Raw genomic sequence first — 18,178 nt, 5'->3', positions numbered from 1 at the left:
ATGCGAACAGTCGGCGCATAGGTGCACCGCCGCTCAAGCTTACCGGGCCGGGCGGCCAGAGGCAAAAGTGCCCCGAACCGTACACCCTGACCGGGCCCCGTGCCGCACAATCGGGAGGCCTGCGCGCGCGCCGCCCTGAGCACGGTGTCGAGCCACCGGGCGGCCACCACGCCGTGGGGGTTGTCGCGTAAACTCACCGGCGTCGGAGAAGTGGGTCGATCAGATCGGGGGACCCTGGTGAGCGAGGCGTGCCGGTGAGCCGCAACAACGACAGCCTCCCCATGCTGCCGCCGTGGCTGTCGGAGAGCGACGTCACACAGGTCGGTTACGAGGCTCCGGTCGAGAACCTGCCCCAGGACGACGAGATCGACGACGCACCCAAACGCCGCCGCTTCATGGGCGGGCGCGGTGACGACGCGCCGCGCAAGGAAAAGGGCAGGCGCCGCCGCAAGGATCGCGAATCCGAGGAAGAGACAGCCACCCCACGTCCGGGCGAGGCTGTCGATCAGCGCCGCCCCGCCGAGCCGACCCACCAGTCCGGTTCCGGCTGGTCCACCCCGCAGCAGCCCGCCGACCCGCTGATCCCCGGCCCGTCCCACCAGCAGCCCCGCCGCGACGAGCAACCGCGTCCGCAGCCCACCTACGAGCAGCCCGCACCCCAGACCGGCCGCGACGCGTCGCAATACCAGCAGGCCGCGCCCGCACAGCCGAACGCCGGGTGGCCACAGCCGAACGCCGGGTGGCAGGCCGCCCCGAACCCGCTGACTCCCCCGGTCAACGCGCCGTTGTCATCGGCGGATCCGGCACCGCGACCGGACGCCAACGGTCCGTCGTCGATTCCGGGGCCCTCGGCCGCGGATCCGGCGCCGTGGGCAGGCGGTCAGGCGTCGACAGCGGCTCCGTGGTCGGCAAGTCAGCCACCGGCAGATCACGCGCCGACATCCACCGGTACACCCCCTCCGCTCCCGCCGTCGCCCACCAGCGTGCCCACACACACGGGCCCGGCAATACCCGCGCCGACCAGCGAGGCCGTGGACCACGCCGCGAACGCGCTCCCGACCCGGACGCCCGCGCCACCGTCGACCGGCTTCACCCCGCTCGGCCCGAACCAGCAGCGCCCCGACCTTCCCCCGCCCCCTCCGCTGCCGGACCCGCCCGCGCGTCCGACCCAGGCCCCACCGCGCCTGACCGTCCCGCCGCAGCCGACTACCGCCGAGCCCCGGCCGGTCGCCGCCGAACCCCTGCCGGTCGCCGCCGAACCGCAGCCGACCACCGCCGAATCCCGGCCGGTCGCCGCCGAACCGCAGCCGATCGGCGCCGATAAGGCGGTCGAGCAGGCAGACCATGCGCCATCGCCGGTCACCGCGCGTGACGAGGTCGAACAACACGCCACAGACACACCGTCGACACCCGCGCCCAGCGAGGTCGCGCAGTCCGCCGATGTGGAACCACGCCCGCCGTCGTCGTTCCATGAAGCCGAGCAGGCCACACCGCCTCGTCGCGCAGCGGCCGAGGTGGCCGAACCATCCCCGGCGACAACAGCTGCGGAGGCCACCGAATCGCCGACAACCGGTGCGCGCCACTCGGCCGACGGGCGGTCCGCGCCCGATGAGGACGCGGTCGCGTCACGACACGGGTCGCCGTACAGCTCCGCCGAGTCCGTAGCTCCGCAACAGCCGCCGGCTACCGAGCAGCGGTCGCCGTACGCATCGGGCGAGCGCGTGCCGCCGTCGGCTTACCCCGCGACGCAGTACAACTCGGTCCCCGGTGACCCGACACCGGTCGCGCCGACGCATGCGCCGGATGGGCGGACCGAGGTGTACCGGTCCGATGATCCGCGGCTACAGGGCAGTGCGCCGGGTGAGCACGGGCAGGCGAGTCGGCAGGGTGGCACGAACCCCGCGGAACAAGCACGCGCCGCGCAGACCGGGTATCGCTCGGGTGAATTCGTGCAGGCGGCCGACACCGCGTCGCCGTATCCCCGCCCCGACGGCACCCCGGCCCAGCACCAGCAGCCCGACGGTCTGCCCACGTACGGTCCCGACGGCGTCGCCCAGCGGCCCGACGGCGCGGCACCGCAGTATCGGCCCGATGCCGCACCCGCGCAGCAGCCCGACGGCGCCCCCGTGCAGCAGTATCGGCCGGACGGCTCCCCCGCTCCGCACTATCAGCAGCCGAATCAGGGGGCGCAGCAACAGTTCCCGCCGAACGGTCCGGCCCCGCAGTACCAGTCCGACGGCACGCCCGTGCCGCAGTACCAGCCCGACGGCACGTCGGCACAGCAGTACCAGCAGCCGCAAGGCCCCGGTCAGCAGTACCAGCCCGACGGCACGCCCGCGCAGCAGTACAACCAGCCCAACGGGCCCGGCCCGCAGTACCAGCCCGACGGCACACCGGCCCAGCAGTACCAGCAGCCGAACGCGCCGCAGCAGTACCAGCAGTCGGCCAACTACCAGCAGGGCAACCAGCAGCCCTACGGCCAACCGGGTTGGGGCGCACAGCCACAGGGCTACCAGCCCTCGCTCGACGACGTCCCGGTCAAGCGCGCCAAGAAGGCTCCCGGCAGTGGTTGGCGCAAGGCCGTGCATCACGTGTCCGGCGGTGCGATCAACCCGGGGATGTCCGCCGAGGAGCTGCGTCTGCAGGAACTCGTGGCCCGTATCCGCCAGCCTGTGCGCGGCGACTACCGCATCGCGGTCCTCTCGCTGAAGGGCGGCGTCGGCAAGACCACCACCACCACCGGTCTCGGCTCGATCTTCGCCTCGATCCGCGGCGACCGAGTGATCGCCGTCGACGCCAACCCCGACTTCGGCACCCTGTCGCAGCGCGTCGCGATCCAGACCCGCTCGACCGTGCGCGACCTGCTGCTCGACCCGGCGATCCAGCGCTACTCCGACGTCCGCAGGCACACCTCCCAGGGCTCGAGTCGCCTGGAAGTCCTTGCCAGCGAGCGCGATCCGGCCGCGTCGGAAGCGTTCAACGACGAGGAATACCGGGCCGTGGCCCGCATCCTGCAGCGCTTCTACAACATCATTCTCACCGACTGCGGCACCGGTCTGATGCACTCGGCGATGAGCGGCGTCCTCGACCTCGCCCATTCGCTCGTGCTCATCTCCTCGGCCGCCATCGACGGCGCCCGCAGCGCCGCCGCGACCCTGGACTGGCTGTCCCTGCACGGCCACGACCATCTGGTCCGCAACGCGGTGGTCGTGATCAACCTCCCGCGCGAGGGCTCACCGAACGTCGGTGTCCAGCAGCTGCGCGAGTACTTCCTGTCCCGCTGCCGCGCCGTTCACATCATCCCGTTCGACGAGCACCTCTCCGAGGGCGCCGAGATCGACTTGCACCGCTTGCACAAGACCACCAAGCGCGCGTACGTGGAACTGGCGGCGACGGTGGCCGACGAGTTCGGCGTCCACCACCACCGCCTCGGCTGACACGCACGACACACCACGCCCCGCGGGGCGTGGTGTGCGGTCGAAGGGCTAGCTCACCACTCGGGCAGCCGCCTGCGCCCGGCCAGTACGTCACGCACCAGATCGTCGTAGGCGTCGGCCAGTTCGGCCAGGTGATGCCACGCGCAGTGCAGCATTTCGTCGTTGGCCGCCAACGTCATCAGGGCGTGGTGCGCTCGCACGGAAGCCTCGGCCATGCGGTCGATGACCGAGCCGACGGTCTCCGTGTGCAGCGTGGCGCCGAGGCGGTGCTGCGGGATGGCCCGCAGAACCCAGTCGTCGATCGCCAGCACCAGTTCACTACGCCGGCAGTCGATTTCGCGCAGGACCACCGGATCGGTGTCGACTCGGCCCCCGCGCCCGACGATCCGTTTCTCGTGCAGCACGGCCAGATCACGCGCGAACCACAGCAGCGGTCCCCCGACCACCCGATGTCCGCGACACGCCCGGACGAGAATGTCGGAGAGGGGTAACAGACCGGTAGCTGCCGGGAGCCCGGCGGTATCGACACTCCGCACTGTGTCGGGGAAAGCCATTACAACTGTAGAACTCTCCGAACCAGCCACGTTGCCTCGCCGTCATCGCCGCAGAGCACCGGATCAGGACGTTCATTACAATAAACCTCGCAAGCTTTCTGTCAAGCATTACTCGGCCGTAGGTAACCGATACGAGTACACTTCGTTACCTGCACGACCTACCGAGGAGCATGATGGCGGACGGTCCGACCTATCTCCGGATCGCGAACCTCCTCCGTGAGGAGATCCACGCGGGCACATGGAAACCGGGCGACCGGTTACCCAGCCACTCCGAGCTCGCCGATCAGATGCAGGTCTCGATCACCACCTCGCGCAACGCGATTCAGGTGCTCGTCGCCGAAAATCTCGTCTACACAGCAACTTCCCGCGGCACCATCGTGCGCAACCAGGAGGTCCTGGAGTCGGTGGTCACCGACCACATCCGGCGCGATCGACCCAGGTCGGCACACGACATCTTCGAGGAGATCGCGCGCGCGGCCAACCGGGAACCGTCCAAGCAATTCAGCACCAGGATGGAACCCGCGAACACCGAAGTCGCGCGCTGGCTCGGTGTCGCCACCGATTCCTGGGTGCTCGCGCGCACGGTGGTGCAGTACCTGGACAACGAACCGTGGTCGTGGGAGGTGAGTTTCTACCCCCGCGACCTCGCCGAAGCCGCGGGCATCGACTCGCCACACGACATCCCCGAGGGCACCACCCGCCGCCTGGCCGATCGCGGCTACGGCGAGACCGCCCACCGCGACACCGTGCTGGCGCGCGCCGCCACCGCCGAAGAAGCGGCAGTGCTCGGCGTCGCCACCGGCACCGTCCTGCTCGACCATCTGCGCATCGGCGCCAACCATGAACGCGTCACCCGCGCCACCCGCCACCGTTCCCTGGCGGGCCGCAACCAGCTGGCCTATCAGCTCGGCGACAACACGGGCACCGACGTCATCGCCCGCACGTTGGGCATCGCACCCGGGTTGGCCGTCGCGCTGCCATGACGGTGCGCCTGCGCCCGGCCACCCTGGGCGACCTGCCGCTGATCTGCCGCCTGCGCGTGCAGCGCACGTCGTGGCTGACGGCACGCGGGTCGGATCAGTGGACAGTGGCGGGACGCGGTCGACCGATCGAGATCTTCGCCGGGGCGGTCGGGCGGGCGCTGGATCGCGGTGAGACGTGGATCGCGGAGGTCGACAGTGAGCCCGCCGGGACGATCACGGTCAACCAGCGAGCCGATCCCGGCCTGTGGTCGACGTGGGAGCTGGCCGAGTCGGTGATCGTGCACTTCATGATCGTCGACCTGCGGTTCGCGGGTCTGCAGGTGGGGCACCGGATGCTCGCCCACGCCGCCCGGCTGGCCGACCAGAAGCACCGGGACTGGGTCCGCCTCGATGCCTGGACTGCCAACCGCCACCTCCACGACTACTACCGCCGCGCCGGCTTCACCCTGGCCCGCATCGCCGACCCACTGGCGAGGGGCCCGTCCTGCGCGCTGTTCGAACGCCGCACCGACAGCTGGTGCGGTTCACCGGTCCGCCGCCCGGCGCACCGGCGCTCCGTCCCGGCACTGCCGCTGATGGATCACTTCCCCGGCTGAGTGCGGGGTTACAGCGGTGGCAGATCGGCGATGTGCACGAGTTCGATGCCCTGGCTGCGGGAGACCAGCGTGCCTCGGCCGGGCGGCATCTTGCTCGGGCGGACATCGCCGATCAGCTTTCCCTCGTCCCGGGAACCGCTCATGATCAGCGTCTGCACCGACAGGTTCTTCATCGCGCCGAGTACCGGGTCGTACAGCGCCCGCGACGCGCCACCGATACGGCGGGTGACGACCAGGTGCAGGCCGATATCGCGTGCCTGCGGCAGGTATTCGAGCAGCGGGGCGAAGGGGTTGACCGATCCGGTGACCACCATGTCGTAGTCGTCGACGACGACATAGATCTCCGGGCCCGACCACCAGCTGCGTTCGCGCAGTTGCTGCTGGGTGATGTCGGAACCGGGAATTCGCTTGGCCAGATAGCCCGCCACCTCGGCGATCATCGGCCCACAGGTCTGTGACGAGGTCGAGTATCCGGCCAGCTGATCGCCCTCGAGCACACCGAGCATGGTGCGCCGGTAGTCGATCAGGATGACCCGCGCCTCGGACGCGTCGGACTGTTCGGCGATGCTCATCACGATGTTGCGCAGCAGCGTGGTCTTGCCGCATTCCACGTCCGCGAAGGCCATGAAGTGCGGTTCGAGACCGAAATCCAGTACCAGCGGCTGCAATTCGGACTCGCCGAGACCGACGACGACCTTGCTGCGGTCGAGCTTGACGCCCTGTCCCTTGGCGGTGGCGACGACCTCGTCGCGCGGGAAGCTCAGCGGCAGCATGCGCACCTGCGGGGCACGGCGTCCCGGATACAGCGCGATGAGCTCTTCGCGCGCCCTGGTGACACCGTCGGCGACCGTGGACGGATCGGAGTCCGAATCCAGGCGGGGCAACGCGATCAGCATGTGCAACTGTTCGCGGGTGAGACCCCGGCCCGGCCTGCCGACCGGAACCTGGTGCGCGGTGCGGCGATTCATCTCCGAGTCACCGGGGTCGCCCAGGCGCAGCTCCAGCCTGGTACCGACCTGGTCCTTGACCACCGGCCGGATCTCGGCCCAGCGCGAGGCGCCGATCATCAGGTGGACGCCGAAGGAAAGACCCTGGGTGGCAATGGCATTGATCAGCGGTTCGAGGATGTCGAATTCCTCGCGGATGGCGCCCCAGCCGTCGATCACCAGGAACACGTCACCGAACTGGTCGGCGGCGAGCAGGTCGCCCGGTGCGGCGGTGGTCCCGTTGATCTGTCGCGCCTCGAGCGCGGAGAACTTGCGACGGCGGAACTCGGCCATGGATTCGATGCCGAGCTCGGCGAATCGTTCCTCGCGCTGCCGCATGAGGGTGGTGAGCTCGGCGATGGTGCGCCGGACCCGATCGCCGTCGAGACGACCGGCAACCGAACCGACGTGCGGGATCCCGACCAGACCGGCCATGCTGCCGCCACCGAAGTCGAGGCAGTAGAACTGCACCTGCTCGGGCGTGTGCGTGGCGGCCGCGGCCAGGATGATCGTGCGCAAGGTGGTCGACTTGCCCGACTGCGGGCCACCGACCACCGCGACATTGCCCTGTGCGCCCGCGAGATTGATGGTGAGCACGTCGCGGCGCTGCTCGTAGGGCTTGTCGATGACACCGATCGGCATCCACAGCTGACCGTGCCGGTTCACCGGCGATCGCCAGTCGGGGTCGGGCAGCAACATGTCGGCGGTCGGCGATTCCTCCAGCGGTGGCAGCCACACTTCGTGGGCGGGCCTGCCGTGCCCGGTCAGCCGTTTGACCACCACATCGAGCAACGAATCCGGAATACCCTCCTCGGCGCTCTGACCACCGGGCGGGGGCGGTGGTGGGAGTTCCGGCCGACCGCGCAGGATCGGGTCGGTCTCCTCGTGTTCCGGCTCGAGCTCGGCGGCTTCGACGGGGGCCGCGGTGAAAACCACGGGCCGTTGCCCGCCGACCGGCGCGCCGTCGTCGTCGATGACCGTGCCGACCGGCGCGACATAGGAACCCGAGACGTAACTGGCGTTGAACCGAAGTGGTTCGGAGGCATCGCTTTTCAGGTAGCCCGCGCCGGGCACGCTGGGCAGGTGGTAGGCGTCGGTGATGCCGAGTACCGCGCGCGATTCGTTGGCCGAGAAGGTGCGCAGACCGATCCGGTAGGACAGGTGCGATTCCAGGCCGCGCAGCTTGTTCTCCTCCAGGCGCTGCGAGGCCAGCAGCAGATGCACGTGCAGCGAGCGACCGAGACGGCCGATCATCACGAACAGTTCGGCGAAATCCGGTTTCTGCGAGAGCAATTCGGAGAACTCGTCGACCACCACGAACAGCGCGGGTAGCGGATCGAGCGGAACGCCTGCCGCCCTTGCCTTCTCGTAGTCGGTGACGTTGGCGTAGTTGCCCGCCGAGCGCAGCAGCTCCTGGCGGCGGTTCATCTCACCGGCGAGCGCGTCCTTCATGCGGTCGACCAGCGAGAGCTCGTCCTCGAGGTTGGTGATCACGGCCGCGACGTGCGGCAGCGAGTCGAGGCCGAGGAACGTCGCGCCACCCTTGAAGTCGACGAGCACCAGGTTGAGGGCATCCGGCGAATGCGTGGTGACCAGCGAAAGTACCAGCGTACGAAGGAACTCCGACTTGCCCGAGCCGGTGGCGCCGATGCACAGGCCGTGCGGGCCCATGCCGTTCTCGGCCGACTCCTTGATGTCGATCTCGACCGGCGTGCCGTCCGGGGTGATGCCGATCGGCACCCGCAGGCGTTCCCGCGCGGTCCGCGGTCGCCACACCCTGGCCGGGTCGATCTGGGCGGCGTCGGGAATGCGCAGCAGGGCCATCAGGCCGGGGTCGCTGGTGGTGCCCTCCCCCAGGCTGACGATCTGCGCGGCCGTCGCGAGCCGGTAGCGGGCGAGTGAGCGCGCGAAGGCCGCCGCCTCGGCCGAGCTGACCTCGTCGGCCGTGGCGAACCGTTCCACCCCGGCGGCACTGCGCGCCGACACCGCGCCGTCGGCGACGACCAGTTGCAGGCCGCGGCGCGCCGCGAGCCCGTTCTCCGGCGCGGTCAGGTCGAGCACGGTCACCGAGTCGAGGCCGGATTCGCTGATGGTGCGCTCGTTGCCGCTGATGTAGCCGTCATCGATCACCACCACCAGGTGCAACCGGCCCTGGGTGGGCTGCGGATTGCGCATGAACCGGCCGCGTTCCATCAGCTCGGTCTGCAACGCCGATTCGAGCTCGCCCAGCGAGGTGTACATCATCCGCGCCGAGCCCAGTCCGTCGCGCACCGACGGATGCTGCACGTGCGGAAGCCATTTCGCCCAGGCCCAGTGCGTATCGGGATCGGCGCAGACGATGGCGACGACGAGATTGTCCGGCCCGTGGAAGGTGGTCAGTTCCATCAGCATCGCCCGCACCAGCTCGCGGCCCTCGTCGAGGTCACCACCGATATTGATGGCGGGGAAGGCCCGCAGCGAGACCGCGGTCGGCAGTTCGTGCACCACCGAATGCGTGCGGACGAAACGGCGCAGCGCCACCGTGGACACCGGTTCGAGGTCTTCGAGCGGGCCGGTTTCGGGCCTGGCCAGCTTGGTGGCGAGGCGGTGGCTACCGACGCCGACGCGCACATGCCCGAAGTCGGGGTCGTTGGGGCGGCGCTCCCACATCCGCCTGCTACCGATCAGCGAGGGCAGATCGGCGGGTTCGGGATGACTCCAGCCGAGCGTCTCGAGCTGTTTGGTGCCGGTGGTGCGCACGTCCTTGCGCACCTGGTCGAGATACCGGAAGTAGTCCTTGCGTTCCTCGTTGAGCTCGACGGCGCGCTTGGGACCACCGCCGCGCATGCCCGCCATCATGCCGACCATCGACATGAGCATCATCATCGGGAACATCATCATCATCGGATTGGCCAGCAGATTGCGGCCCATCGTGACCATCATCGCGATCATGCCGACCACCGCCACCACCATGATGACGGGCATCAGCTTCATCATCAGCGGCGACGGGATGGCGCGCTGGATCTCCGGCGGCGGGGTGAGCGCTACTTCACCACCCGGTGCGCGCGGCGGCGCGATCCGGGGGCGACGGACGAAACCTTCGGTTGCCATCGAACCCTCTACTCCTCGAATTCCTGATTGAGGTCAACACCGCGGCGGCGGAACGGGAACCCGAACGCGGCGCCGATTCCCAAGGCGGCCAACAGCAACAGCGATCCGGCGATCGCGACCTGGCGCGGGCGGGAATCCGGTTCCGGCGCCACGTAGGGTTCGGCGATCGGATGGCCGATGTCGGCGCCCCTGCTGGGCGGCTCGGCGGACAACGGTGCGGTGAGCGCCGCGAGCGGGTCGATCAGACCGGCGCCGATGGCGTCGTCACGGCCGCGCCCCGGTGCGTGCGCGGTGCGGGTGATCCGTTCGATCACCTGCTGGGCGGACAGGTCCGGAAAGCGCGACCGGATCAGCGCGGCCAACCCCGCGACATACGGTGCGGCGAAACTGGTTCCGTCGACCGGCTGCACACCCTCCATCGTCTGCACGCCGTCGACCAGCCCGGTGCCACCGGGCTTGCTGTCCAGCGACACGATGTTGCGGCCGATCGCGGCGGCCCCGACCCACGGCCCGCGCAGCGACAGCGCCGAGGGCTGGCCGTCGGCGTCGACCGAACCGACCGACAGCACGTACGGGGTGAACCACGCCGGGGACGGGACAGTGGTCACCGAACTCCAGCCGGACCCCTCGTTCTGGTTCTGGCACGGCCCGCCCTGCTCCACATTGCCCGCCGCCGCCACGACCACCACGTTGCGGTCGTAGGCGTACTTCACGGCGGCGCCGAGCGCGCCGTCGGCGGTATTGGAACCGGCTGCGGTGCAAGCCACTTCGGAGATGTTGATCACGGTGGCGCCCATGTCCACCGCGCGCACGACCGCACCGGCGAGGGTGAGCACACTGCCGTAGCCGTCGCTGCGCAGCGCACCGTCCTCCTTGACCGAACCCGCCCGGTCCTTGCGGTCGTAGGCGAGGCTGAGCTGGCGGATGGCCAGGATCTCCGCGTCCGGGGCGACCCCGACGAACGCGTCGTCGGGTGAGGGCCGGGCGGCGATGATGCCCGCCACCAGTGTGCCGTGGCCGTCGCAGTCGACGGTGCCGTCGGTATCGCTCACGTAGTCGCCGCCCGCTTGCAGCGCGGGCAGGCGCGGATGCCGGTTGACGCCGGTATCGATCACGGCCACCTTCTGCCCGGCCCCCCGGCTGAACTGCCAGGCCGAGGGCAGATCGAGGACCTGCTGCGACATCGGCGGTTCGACCGGGGCGTTGCCGCGCAGCACCGGTTCGGCACACAGTTCGCGCTGTTCGGTCGCCTCGAGTGGAGCCGGCCTACCACTCAGCGCCAGCGCGGCGTCGAGCGCGCCCGGATCGATGCGTGGCGGAGCGATGGCGCCCGCGGGCGCCGGGAATCCGGCGACCGTACCGAGCACGGTCGCCGCACAGGTGAGCCGCAGCAGCGCGCGCCGCATGGCTGCGCCGGTCATATGTTGCGGGCGGTCGAGTACACATCCATTACCCACAGCGCGAGCGGGATCATCGTGATGATCAACAGGTACTCGAAGATCTCGATCATCCGCCGCGTCACCGGTGTCACTTCGACATGGGGTCCGATGACGCCGAACCCGATCACAGCACCCGCGGTCGCCAACAGCAGTGCCACCGCGACGAATTCGAGCGATTCGTGGCCGAGGCCGAGGCCCGTGAGCAACGCGAACAGAGTGAGCGCGCCCGCGATGATCAGCGTCGCGGCCTGCACCAGGTCGGCGTAGGAGCGACCGCGCAGACACAGCACGATCCCCGCGACCGCCGCGAGCGCGACGCCGCCGGAGTGGAACGAGCCGAACGGGTCGGCCGCGCCCACGGCACCGATCAGCGCGGCGAGCGCGCAGGCGACGACGAGGCCGGTCTGGATCTGATTCGCGACCCGGGCACGTTCGCCGAGCCCGGCCGCCGAAGGCAGCGCGATCGCGCCGACCGCGCCGACGCCCTCGATGGTGGGGCGCTGTTCGTGATCGGCGGGATCGATCGCCCCGCCCGCCGTGGGCACCGGCGGAATAGGCAGCCGTGCCGTCACCGCGGCGAGCCGTGGCACCGACGACAGCAGCATCACCGCCGCCACGAGCACCCCGGCGAACAGCTTGGCCAGCCCCGGATGCCAGATCAGGTAGATCACACCCGACACCGCGCCGAACACGCTGAGCGTGATCGCGGCGGCGAACAATCCGGCTCCGATTCCGGTGACCCGATACCCGATCACCGCGGCGACCAGGAGCATCACGCTGCCGAGCAACAGGCTGCCCGCACCGAGCACGCCCGGCACCACCAGTGCACCACCGCCGAACAACAGCAGCAGCGCGTCCAGCGAAAGCCAGTTCGCGGTAATCGAATCCGTGAATTTCCGCGCGGCGATTCCGGCCGCCGCCGACGCGGCGATCCCCGTACCGAGCAGCGCGAACGCCGGGGCGAGCGGATCGGTATGGGTGCGCGAGACGATCAACAGCGCGAGCGCGGCGATGATCGAAACGGTCGCCAGCACGAGCCCGGCCCAGCGGGCCGCCGATCCGGACCAACCGCGGAACTCGCCTGCGGTGAGCCGGGATACGGCGTCGATGACGTCGTCGAACAGCGCGGGCGACTCCCTGCGGGTCACCGGGCTCAGCACCAGCAGCTCACCGTCGTAGACCTCGGCCTCGGTGAGCGTGCGGCTCGGCGCGAGGGGGTCCTGCCCGAGTCGCGCCAGCGTCCAGTGCTGGGCGCGAATCGGAGCGGAGTCCTCGTCGCCGTCGGGCAGGCGCGGATCCCGCGAACGGATCAGCGCCACCAGATCACCGATGAATCCGGCGATCGGCACCGTGGCGGGCAGACCTATGTCGAGCTGCGTATCACCCCCGATCACTGAAACTCGGCATAGTTCGGGCTCATTGCCTAACAACGTCGACACCAGTGATGAACTCTCAGTCGTAGCTGACTACTTCCGTTGCGACCACACGGCAGCGTTACCTAATCTAACGGACAGGGCAAACCGGCGCGATCGAAGTCCTACCGCCGGATTGAACACCAGCTGTCCATCAGAGGAAGATTTCGGGGTCCGACACCACATGCCAGACATTCGCCAGGCTCAGCGCGCCTTCGACGCGGGCGTCCTCTCGCTCGGTCTGTCCATCGACGGTCAGGAGTCCGCGCGCGACGAGGAGTACGCGAAGCTGGCCTTCCAGCGCGCGACGGAATGGGATTCGTCGATGTGCGACGCGTGGCTGGGCCGCGCGGCCGCCGGCGAGGTGACCAAGGAGGTGCTGTTCAATCTGCACCGGACCAGCCTTGATTCACTCGGTCGCGAGCAGCGCAGGATCGGCCTCGCCCCGCGCGCCATGGCCGGCCGGTTCCTGCCCGGGCTCTACATCGACTACCCGCTGGCCGGGCTCACCGAGATCTGGCTGGCCTGGGCATCGCAGCTGATCGCCGACACCGACTACGACCAGGCCGAGCAGGTTCTCGACGAACTGGCGAGGTTGCGCGGCGGTCGCGCCGACGACCCCGACAAGCAGATCGACGATCGGATCAGCTCCTACATCCGCGGCATCCTGCACTACAACACGCAGCGCTGGTCGGATGTGATGACCGTGCTGGCCGGCTCGGAAAGCTGGAAAGACCCCTATCTGGCCACCGGCGCGAATGTGATGGTGGGCACCGCGTGCGCGCAGCTGGGATTGTTCGGCGAGGCGATCCGGCGGATGGAACAGGCCGAGGCGGGCCCGATTCCGTCGGCCAAGTTCACCGCCATGTACAACCGTGGCCTGTGCCTGCGGGAATCGGGCAACGAGGCCGAGGCCCAGAAGCTGTTCGAGCAGGTCTACTCGCAGCTGCCCGATTTCGCCGCCAACACGACCGCCATGCGCGACCGCACCTTCCGGATCGTGGTCACCAGCCGCGAGGTGATCGACGCGCGCACCGACAAGTGGGATTCCGGCTCGGCGCCGACGCTGGCCTCGATGAACGAAGCCGCCGCCGAGGACCGGGCGAAGACCGTGCTCGCCGAGGCCCGCGCACAGCTCGACAAGCAGGTCGGACTGGCCTCGGTGAAGAACCAGGTGGCCAAGCTGCAGTCCTCGGCGCAGCTGGCCAAGATCCGTGCGGGCAAGGGCCTGTCGAGTCAGTCCCGTGGCCAGCACCTGGCCTTCACCGGCCCGCCCGGTACCGGTAAGACCACCATCGCGCGAGTGGTCGCCAAGATCTATTGCGGTGTCGGGCTGTTGAAGACCGACAAGGTGGTCGAGGCCAAGCGTGTCGACTTCGTGAGCCAGAACCTCGGCGGCACGGCGATCAAGTCCGAGAAGCTGATCGACAGCGCGATGGACGGCGTGCTGTTCATCGACGAGGCCTACACGCTGATCCAGACCGGACTTTCGGGCGGTGACGCGTTCGGTCGCGAGGCCGTGGACACGCTGCTGGCGCGCATGGAGAACGACCGCGATCGGCTCGTGGTGATCATCGCCGGATACGACGGCGAGATCGACCGGTTGCTCGCCGCCAACGACGGCTTGGCCTCGCGTTTCGCCAAGCGACTGCAGTTCCCCTCCTACACGGCCGCCGAACTCGGGCAGATCGGCGAAATCGTGGCCGGCAGCCGGGATTCCCAACTCTCGCCGGAGTCGCTGGCCACCCTGATCGAGACCTGCGACTACCTGTACAACCTGGAGAGCACCGACCAGAGCGGACAACCGCGCCGCGGTGTGGACCTGGCAGGCAACGGTCGCTTCATCCGCAATGTGATCGAGTCGGCGGAAGAGGAACGCGAGTTCCGGCTGGCCAATACCGACGGGCTCGACCTGGCCGAGGTCGACGACGACGTGCTGATGCGCATCGAGGAGCCGGACATGCGGACCGCGCTCGCCGGGATCGTCGCCACCCTCAATATCGGACAGATCCCGAACCTGGGCTGAACGCCGAAGGGGCCCGGTGCGAATGCGCGCCAGGCCCCGCTCTTTTCGGCTACTTACTGGCCGAGGGCAACGAATCGTAGCTGGTCAGTGCGTCTTTCGCGGACAGCGTCGGGCCGGGGACGAGCTGGCCGATGATCGACCACGGTGCGAGCTTCGGCTTGTCCCCGAGGCCGAGTACCGCGGCGGTCGCGGCGTCGGGGATGCCGTAGCGAATCCCGTTGTCGGCCACATAGAACAGCGATTCACGCCGCAAGCTCCCCGGCTCGACACCGGTGACCTGCACGAATTCGCCGGTGCTCGGCGCCAGGTACACGGCATCCATTCGGTTGCCCGAACCGTCGGCGGTCGCGAGAGTCACCGGCTTGGCCGATCCGGCCAGCGGCAGTTTCGTTCCGGCGAGCAACGTCACCGTGGCGCGTTCGGTCGGCCCGTCCACCGACTTGCCCTGCGCGGTCGCCTCACCGGGGTCCTTGGCCCAGTTCACGCACGCCACGGGGGCGTCCTCGGCGGACAGGATCCGGGGCTTGTGTTCGGGAAAGGCGTCGATCGGCAAGGTGTGCAGCATCGGCATCCGGTCGAGTACATCCGGCGCCAGCTCGGCGATCTCGCGCATACCCCGCGAATCGGCGTTGCGCAGCAGGTCGGCGGTGAACTCCGAGACGCGCTGCACGCCGTCGGCGAGCACCACGTACATCGTCTCCTTGCCCGCGGCCTCCACGCCGGTCACCGAGATGATCCCGCCGATCGGCACATTCGACAGTTTGCCGGGGCCGGGTTCGCCCGCGCGGTCGATGGTCGGCACGGCGAGCGGCGGGGCCTGGGTGGTCGCGCCGAGCACAGCGCTACCGATCGGACGGACCTGCTGACCGGTCAGCCCGAGCGTCCTGGCGAGCACCGAGTTGGTCGGGTCGACCTCGGCCCTCGCGCCCTTGTACAGGAGGAAGGTCTTGTCGCTGTGGCGCATCAGCATGGCGTCGTCGGCGCCGACCGCGCCGATCCGGTCGCCGGTCTCGAGCTTGCCGACGATGGCGGTGGTGAGGCCACCGCCCGCGCCGGACGCGCTCCCCGCGGCCGAGAGCGGGGTGGTCTCGCACAGCGTCCAATTCGAGCTCGACCCCTGCTTGGACCCCGGCATGGCCGCCGGGGCGCCGGGAATGCCGAGCAGCGGACCACGTGGCATCGAACCGAGCTTGTCGTCCTTCACCGATTTCGGGGCTTGCGCGTCGCCGGCGATGAGCCGGGCCGAGGCCAGATTGAGCACCGGGTGGAGGGTCTTCTCGCCCTCTTTCGCCTCGACGACCACATACATGGCGCCGCTCTGCTTCCCGGTGACGATCAGCGCGTCGCCGATCGCGCCCTGTGGTTTCAGAAAGCCGAGGATGGCCGCCCCTGCCACGATGATCAGACCGAGGACCGCGCCGACCATCAGCGACCGGCTCTGCGACTTCATCGGATCGTGCAACATGCGCACGTCACGGCGGACCAGGGCATGATCGAGCCTGCGTAGCAGAAAGCGATAACCGTTGACCTGGGCTTTGGTTGTCAGCTGTGCCGGCACAGGGACTCCATTGCTGAGTTGATCACCATCTCGTCGGACACGGTACCGTAAATCCGGAACTTGTCCTTCACCATGATTCGACGTACGCCAAGCGGGGACAACGGCTTTGAACAACAGTATGAACGCCGGGCAAACCGGCAGCGCACACGTCTACGACACCCTGCGTGACCCGGAATTCTGGTTGTTCCGGATGTACCCGCTGCGTGCGTGTGTGCCGACCGCGATACTCGCGGCGATCGTGGCCTGGATCGTGCTGGCGACGACGGATTCGGTCTACGGCGCGATCGGCGGCGCCGCGGTCGTGCTGTTGATCGGGCTCGTGCCGATCCGGCGACGGCCCCCGGCGGTCCGCATCGGCGACTGGTTGGCCCGTCGCCTGCGCGGCCGCGCAGACACCCTCGATCGGGCGCCCGCGTTCGACGTACCGCTGCCGGAGGGCGGCGGTTGCGGGGTGCGCTGGGACGGCGACCTGCTGCTCACCATGCTGCGGATCGACCCGCCGCCGGACACCCTCACTCTCCTGCGTCGCGGCTCGCTCAGTGCCGACCAGCTGCTGCCGCTCACCGAAGTGGCGCGCTGCCTCGAGCAATTCGATGTGGGCCTGGTGAGCATCGATGTGATCTCCACCGGCGCGCGCACCGCGGGCACCGGTGCGGCCGCACAGCTGTACAACCGGATTCTCGGCCCGCTGCCCGCCATCGCGCACCGCACCTGCTGGCTCGTGCTGCGCCTGGACCCCGTGGCCAACGCGACCGCGGTGGACAAGCGCGGCGGCGGTGCGACCGGTGCGCTGCGCACCATGATCATCGCCACCCGCCGGGTCGCGAATCGGCTGGCCACCCAGGGCATCGACGCCGCGGTGCTCACCGCGACCGAGATGAACAGCGCGCTACGCGAACTGTCCTACGGCTTCGATCCGCTGCGGCTGACCGAGTCGGCGCACGGCCTGGAATCCGAGTACGGCAGGCATCTCACCCACTACCAGCTCACCGCACCGATGATCGGCACCAACGGGCTGGCCGAGATCTGGTCGCTGCCCACGTTGTCGACCACAGTCACCCTGCGCCTGCACCCCGGCGCGGGCCGGATCGGCCGGGCGGACGACAAGGCGGGGACCGTCGTGCTCAACGCCGTGGTCCGCTTCGATTCGGTGGAGCCCTACGACAAGGCGCCGATCGCCGGTCTGCGCGAGCTCCCCGGCAGCCAGCGGCGAATCCTGCTCGATACCTTGCCCATCGGCGCCGCCGACGCCCTCGGTGGCCGGGACGGCTACCGAGGCACCCTCACCGCACTCACCGACATCGCCGTGCCGACGACCGGCTGCGGCCAGCTGATCGGCGCCGACGAACGCGGCCAGGGCATCGCCGTCCCGCTGATCGGCGCGGGCACACGCCATGTCGACGTGATCGGGAACCTGGACCTGGCTCAGCAGGTGGTCCTGCGGGCCACCGCGCTCGGCGCGCACGCCGTCGTGCACACCACGCGCCCGCAGGCGTGGCAGTCGATGGTCGCCAATCTGGCTACCCCCCAGCTGCTGTCGATCGCGCCACGCGCCGCGGGCGCGACCCCACAGGCGCCCCCCGGCCCGCCACCCGTCCCCGCGGCGCCGTATCCGACCACCACCGTCCTGGTGTTCGACGGCATCGCGCCGACCACCCACCTGGGCGGTGCGACCTTCGTCGAAATCCGCACCACCGAACGTGATCCGGACGCGCTGCCACCCGACGTGACCCTCATCCAGGACCCGTACGCCCCGAACCGGATCACGGTCCGAACCAGCACCGGCAGCGCGACGGTGTCGATGGTGACCACCCCCGACGAAATGCACTACATCGGCGAATCACTCGCGGCCCGCTGAGAATCGCCCGACTTCACACCCAGTTCGGGAAAACCGCACCGCGAACCCAGCACCAGCCACCCACCCGCACAACCGAACCCCACACGGGCCGACCTCGCACGGGTCCACCCCGTACGAGCCCGACCCGCACAACCCAACCCCCACGGGCCGACCTCGAGGAGGCCCTCGCCCGCGCAGCGGGCGTAGCGGCCCGGCCACCCGAAAAACGGGGCGGGACAAAGTGCCGAAGGCACGAGTCC

10 protein-coding genes are annotated in these 18,178 nt (G+C 69.4%); 5 read left to right on the top strand and 5 right to left on the bottom strand.

Translation table 11 applies throughout. The annotated features are described in order from the left end of the window. The first annotated feature begins 254 nt into the window (after positions 1-254). The gene (locus ACWGCN_RS31555; protein WP_452458430.1) at positions 255-3,437 is read left to right on the top strand and encodes a nucleotide-binding protein; all 3,183 of its coding nucleotides are present in this window, start codon (positions 255-257) and stop codon (positions 3,435-3,437) included. A 53-nt stretch (positions 3,438-3,490) separates the two neighbouring features. Here the strand turns inward: ACWGCN_RS31555 and ACWGCN_RS31550 are convergent, their stop codons facing one another. Then, the gene (locus ACWGCN_RS31550) at positions 3,491-3,883 is read right to left on the bottom strand and encodes a DUF4254 domain-containing protein (RefSeq protein ID WP_379314823.1); all 393 of its coding nucleotides are present in this window, start codon (positions 3,881-3,883) and stop codon (positions 3,491-3,493) included. Between the two features lie 281 nt (positions 3,884-4,164). Between ACWGCN_RS31550 and ACWGCN_RS31545 the strand changes: the two genes are divergently transcribed. Together ACWGCN_RS31545 and ACWGCN_RS31540 are read left to right on the top strand one after the other, a co-directional pair. Next, positions 4,165-4,974 (top strand): GntR family transcriptional regulator, encoded by an 810-nt coding sequence (locus tag ACWGCN_RS31545; protein ID WP_452458429.1) that lies wholly within the window; start codon positions 4,165-4,167, stop codon positions 4,972-4,974. After that, positions 4,971-5,570, top strand: a complete 600-nt coding sequence (locus ACWGCN_RS31540; RefSeq protein ID WP_378993618.1) for a GNAT family N-acetyltransferase — start codon at positions 4,971-4,973, stop codon at positions 5,568-5,570. Before ACWGCN_RS31545 ends, ACWGCN_RS31540 begins: the two co-directional genes overlap by 4 nt. Positions 5,571-5,578: 8 nt before the next feature. On the opposite strand, the gene eccCa is transcribed toward ACWGCN_RS31540, so the two are convergent. From eccCa to eccD, 3 genes are read right to left on the bottom strand one after another with little or no spacing between them, the layout of a single operon-like run. Next, complete coding sequence (gene eccCa, locus ACWGCN_RS31535) at positions 5,579-9,646, bottom strand: type VII secretion protein EccCa (protein WP_378993619.1); 4,068 nt, start codon at positions 9,644-9,646, stop codon at positions 5,579-5,581. A gap of 8 nt (positions 9,647-9,654) precedes the next feature. Then, a complete protein-coding gene (gene mycP, locus ACWGCN_RS31530) occupies positions 9,655-11,067 on the bottom strand; it encodes a type VII secretion-associated serine protease mycosin (RefSeq protein WP_378993620.1) in 1,413 nt (470 codons plus the stop codon). Then, positions 11,064-12,524, bottom strand: a complete 1,461-nt coding sequence (gene eccD / locus ACWGCN_RS31525; protein ID WP_378993621.1) for a type VII secretion integral membrane protein EccD — start codon at positions 12,522-12,524, stop codon at positions 11,064-11,066. Before eccD ends, mycP begins: the two co-directional genes overlap by 4 nt. A 157-nt stretch (positions 12,525-12,681) precedes the next feature. On the opposite strand from eccD, the gene eccA reads away from it, so the two are divergent. Continuing rightward, entirely contained in the window at positions 12,682-14,523 is a 1,842-nt protein-coding gene (eccA, locus tag ACWGCN_RS31520) for a type VII secretion AAA-ATPase EccA (protein ID WP_378993622.1), read from the top strand. Positions 14,524-14,572: 49 nt separating this feature from the next. Here the strand turns inward: eccA and eccB are convergent, their stop codons facing one another. Continuing rightward, positions 14,573-16,081, bottom strand: coding sequence for a type VII secretion protein EccB (gene eccB / locus ACWGCN_RS31515; protein ID WP_452458428.1), 1,509 nt, complete (start codon positions 16,079-16,081; stop codon positions 14,573-14,575). A 118-nt stretch (positions 16,082-16,199) separates the two neighbouring features. Here eccB and eccE point away from each other — a divergent pair, with 118 nt between their 5' ends. After that, positions 16,200-17,939 (top strand): type VII secretion protein EccE, encoded by a 1,740-nt coding sequence (gene eccE / locus ACWGCN_RS31510; protein ID WP_387448975.1) that lies wholly within the window; start codon positions 16,200-16,202, stop codon positions 17,937-17,939. The last annotated feature ends 239 nt before the right edge of the window (positions 17,940-18,178 follow it).

Source organism: Nocardia sp. NPDC055050 (assembly GCF_053608345.1).
This window is presented reverse-complemented; position numbering and strand designations above follow the sequence as displayed.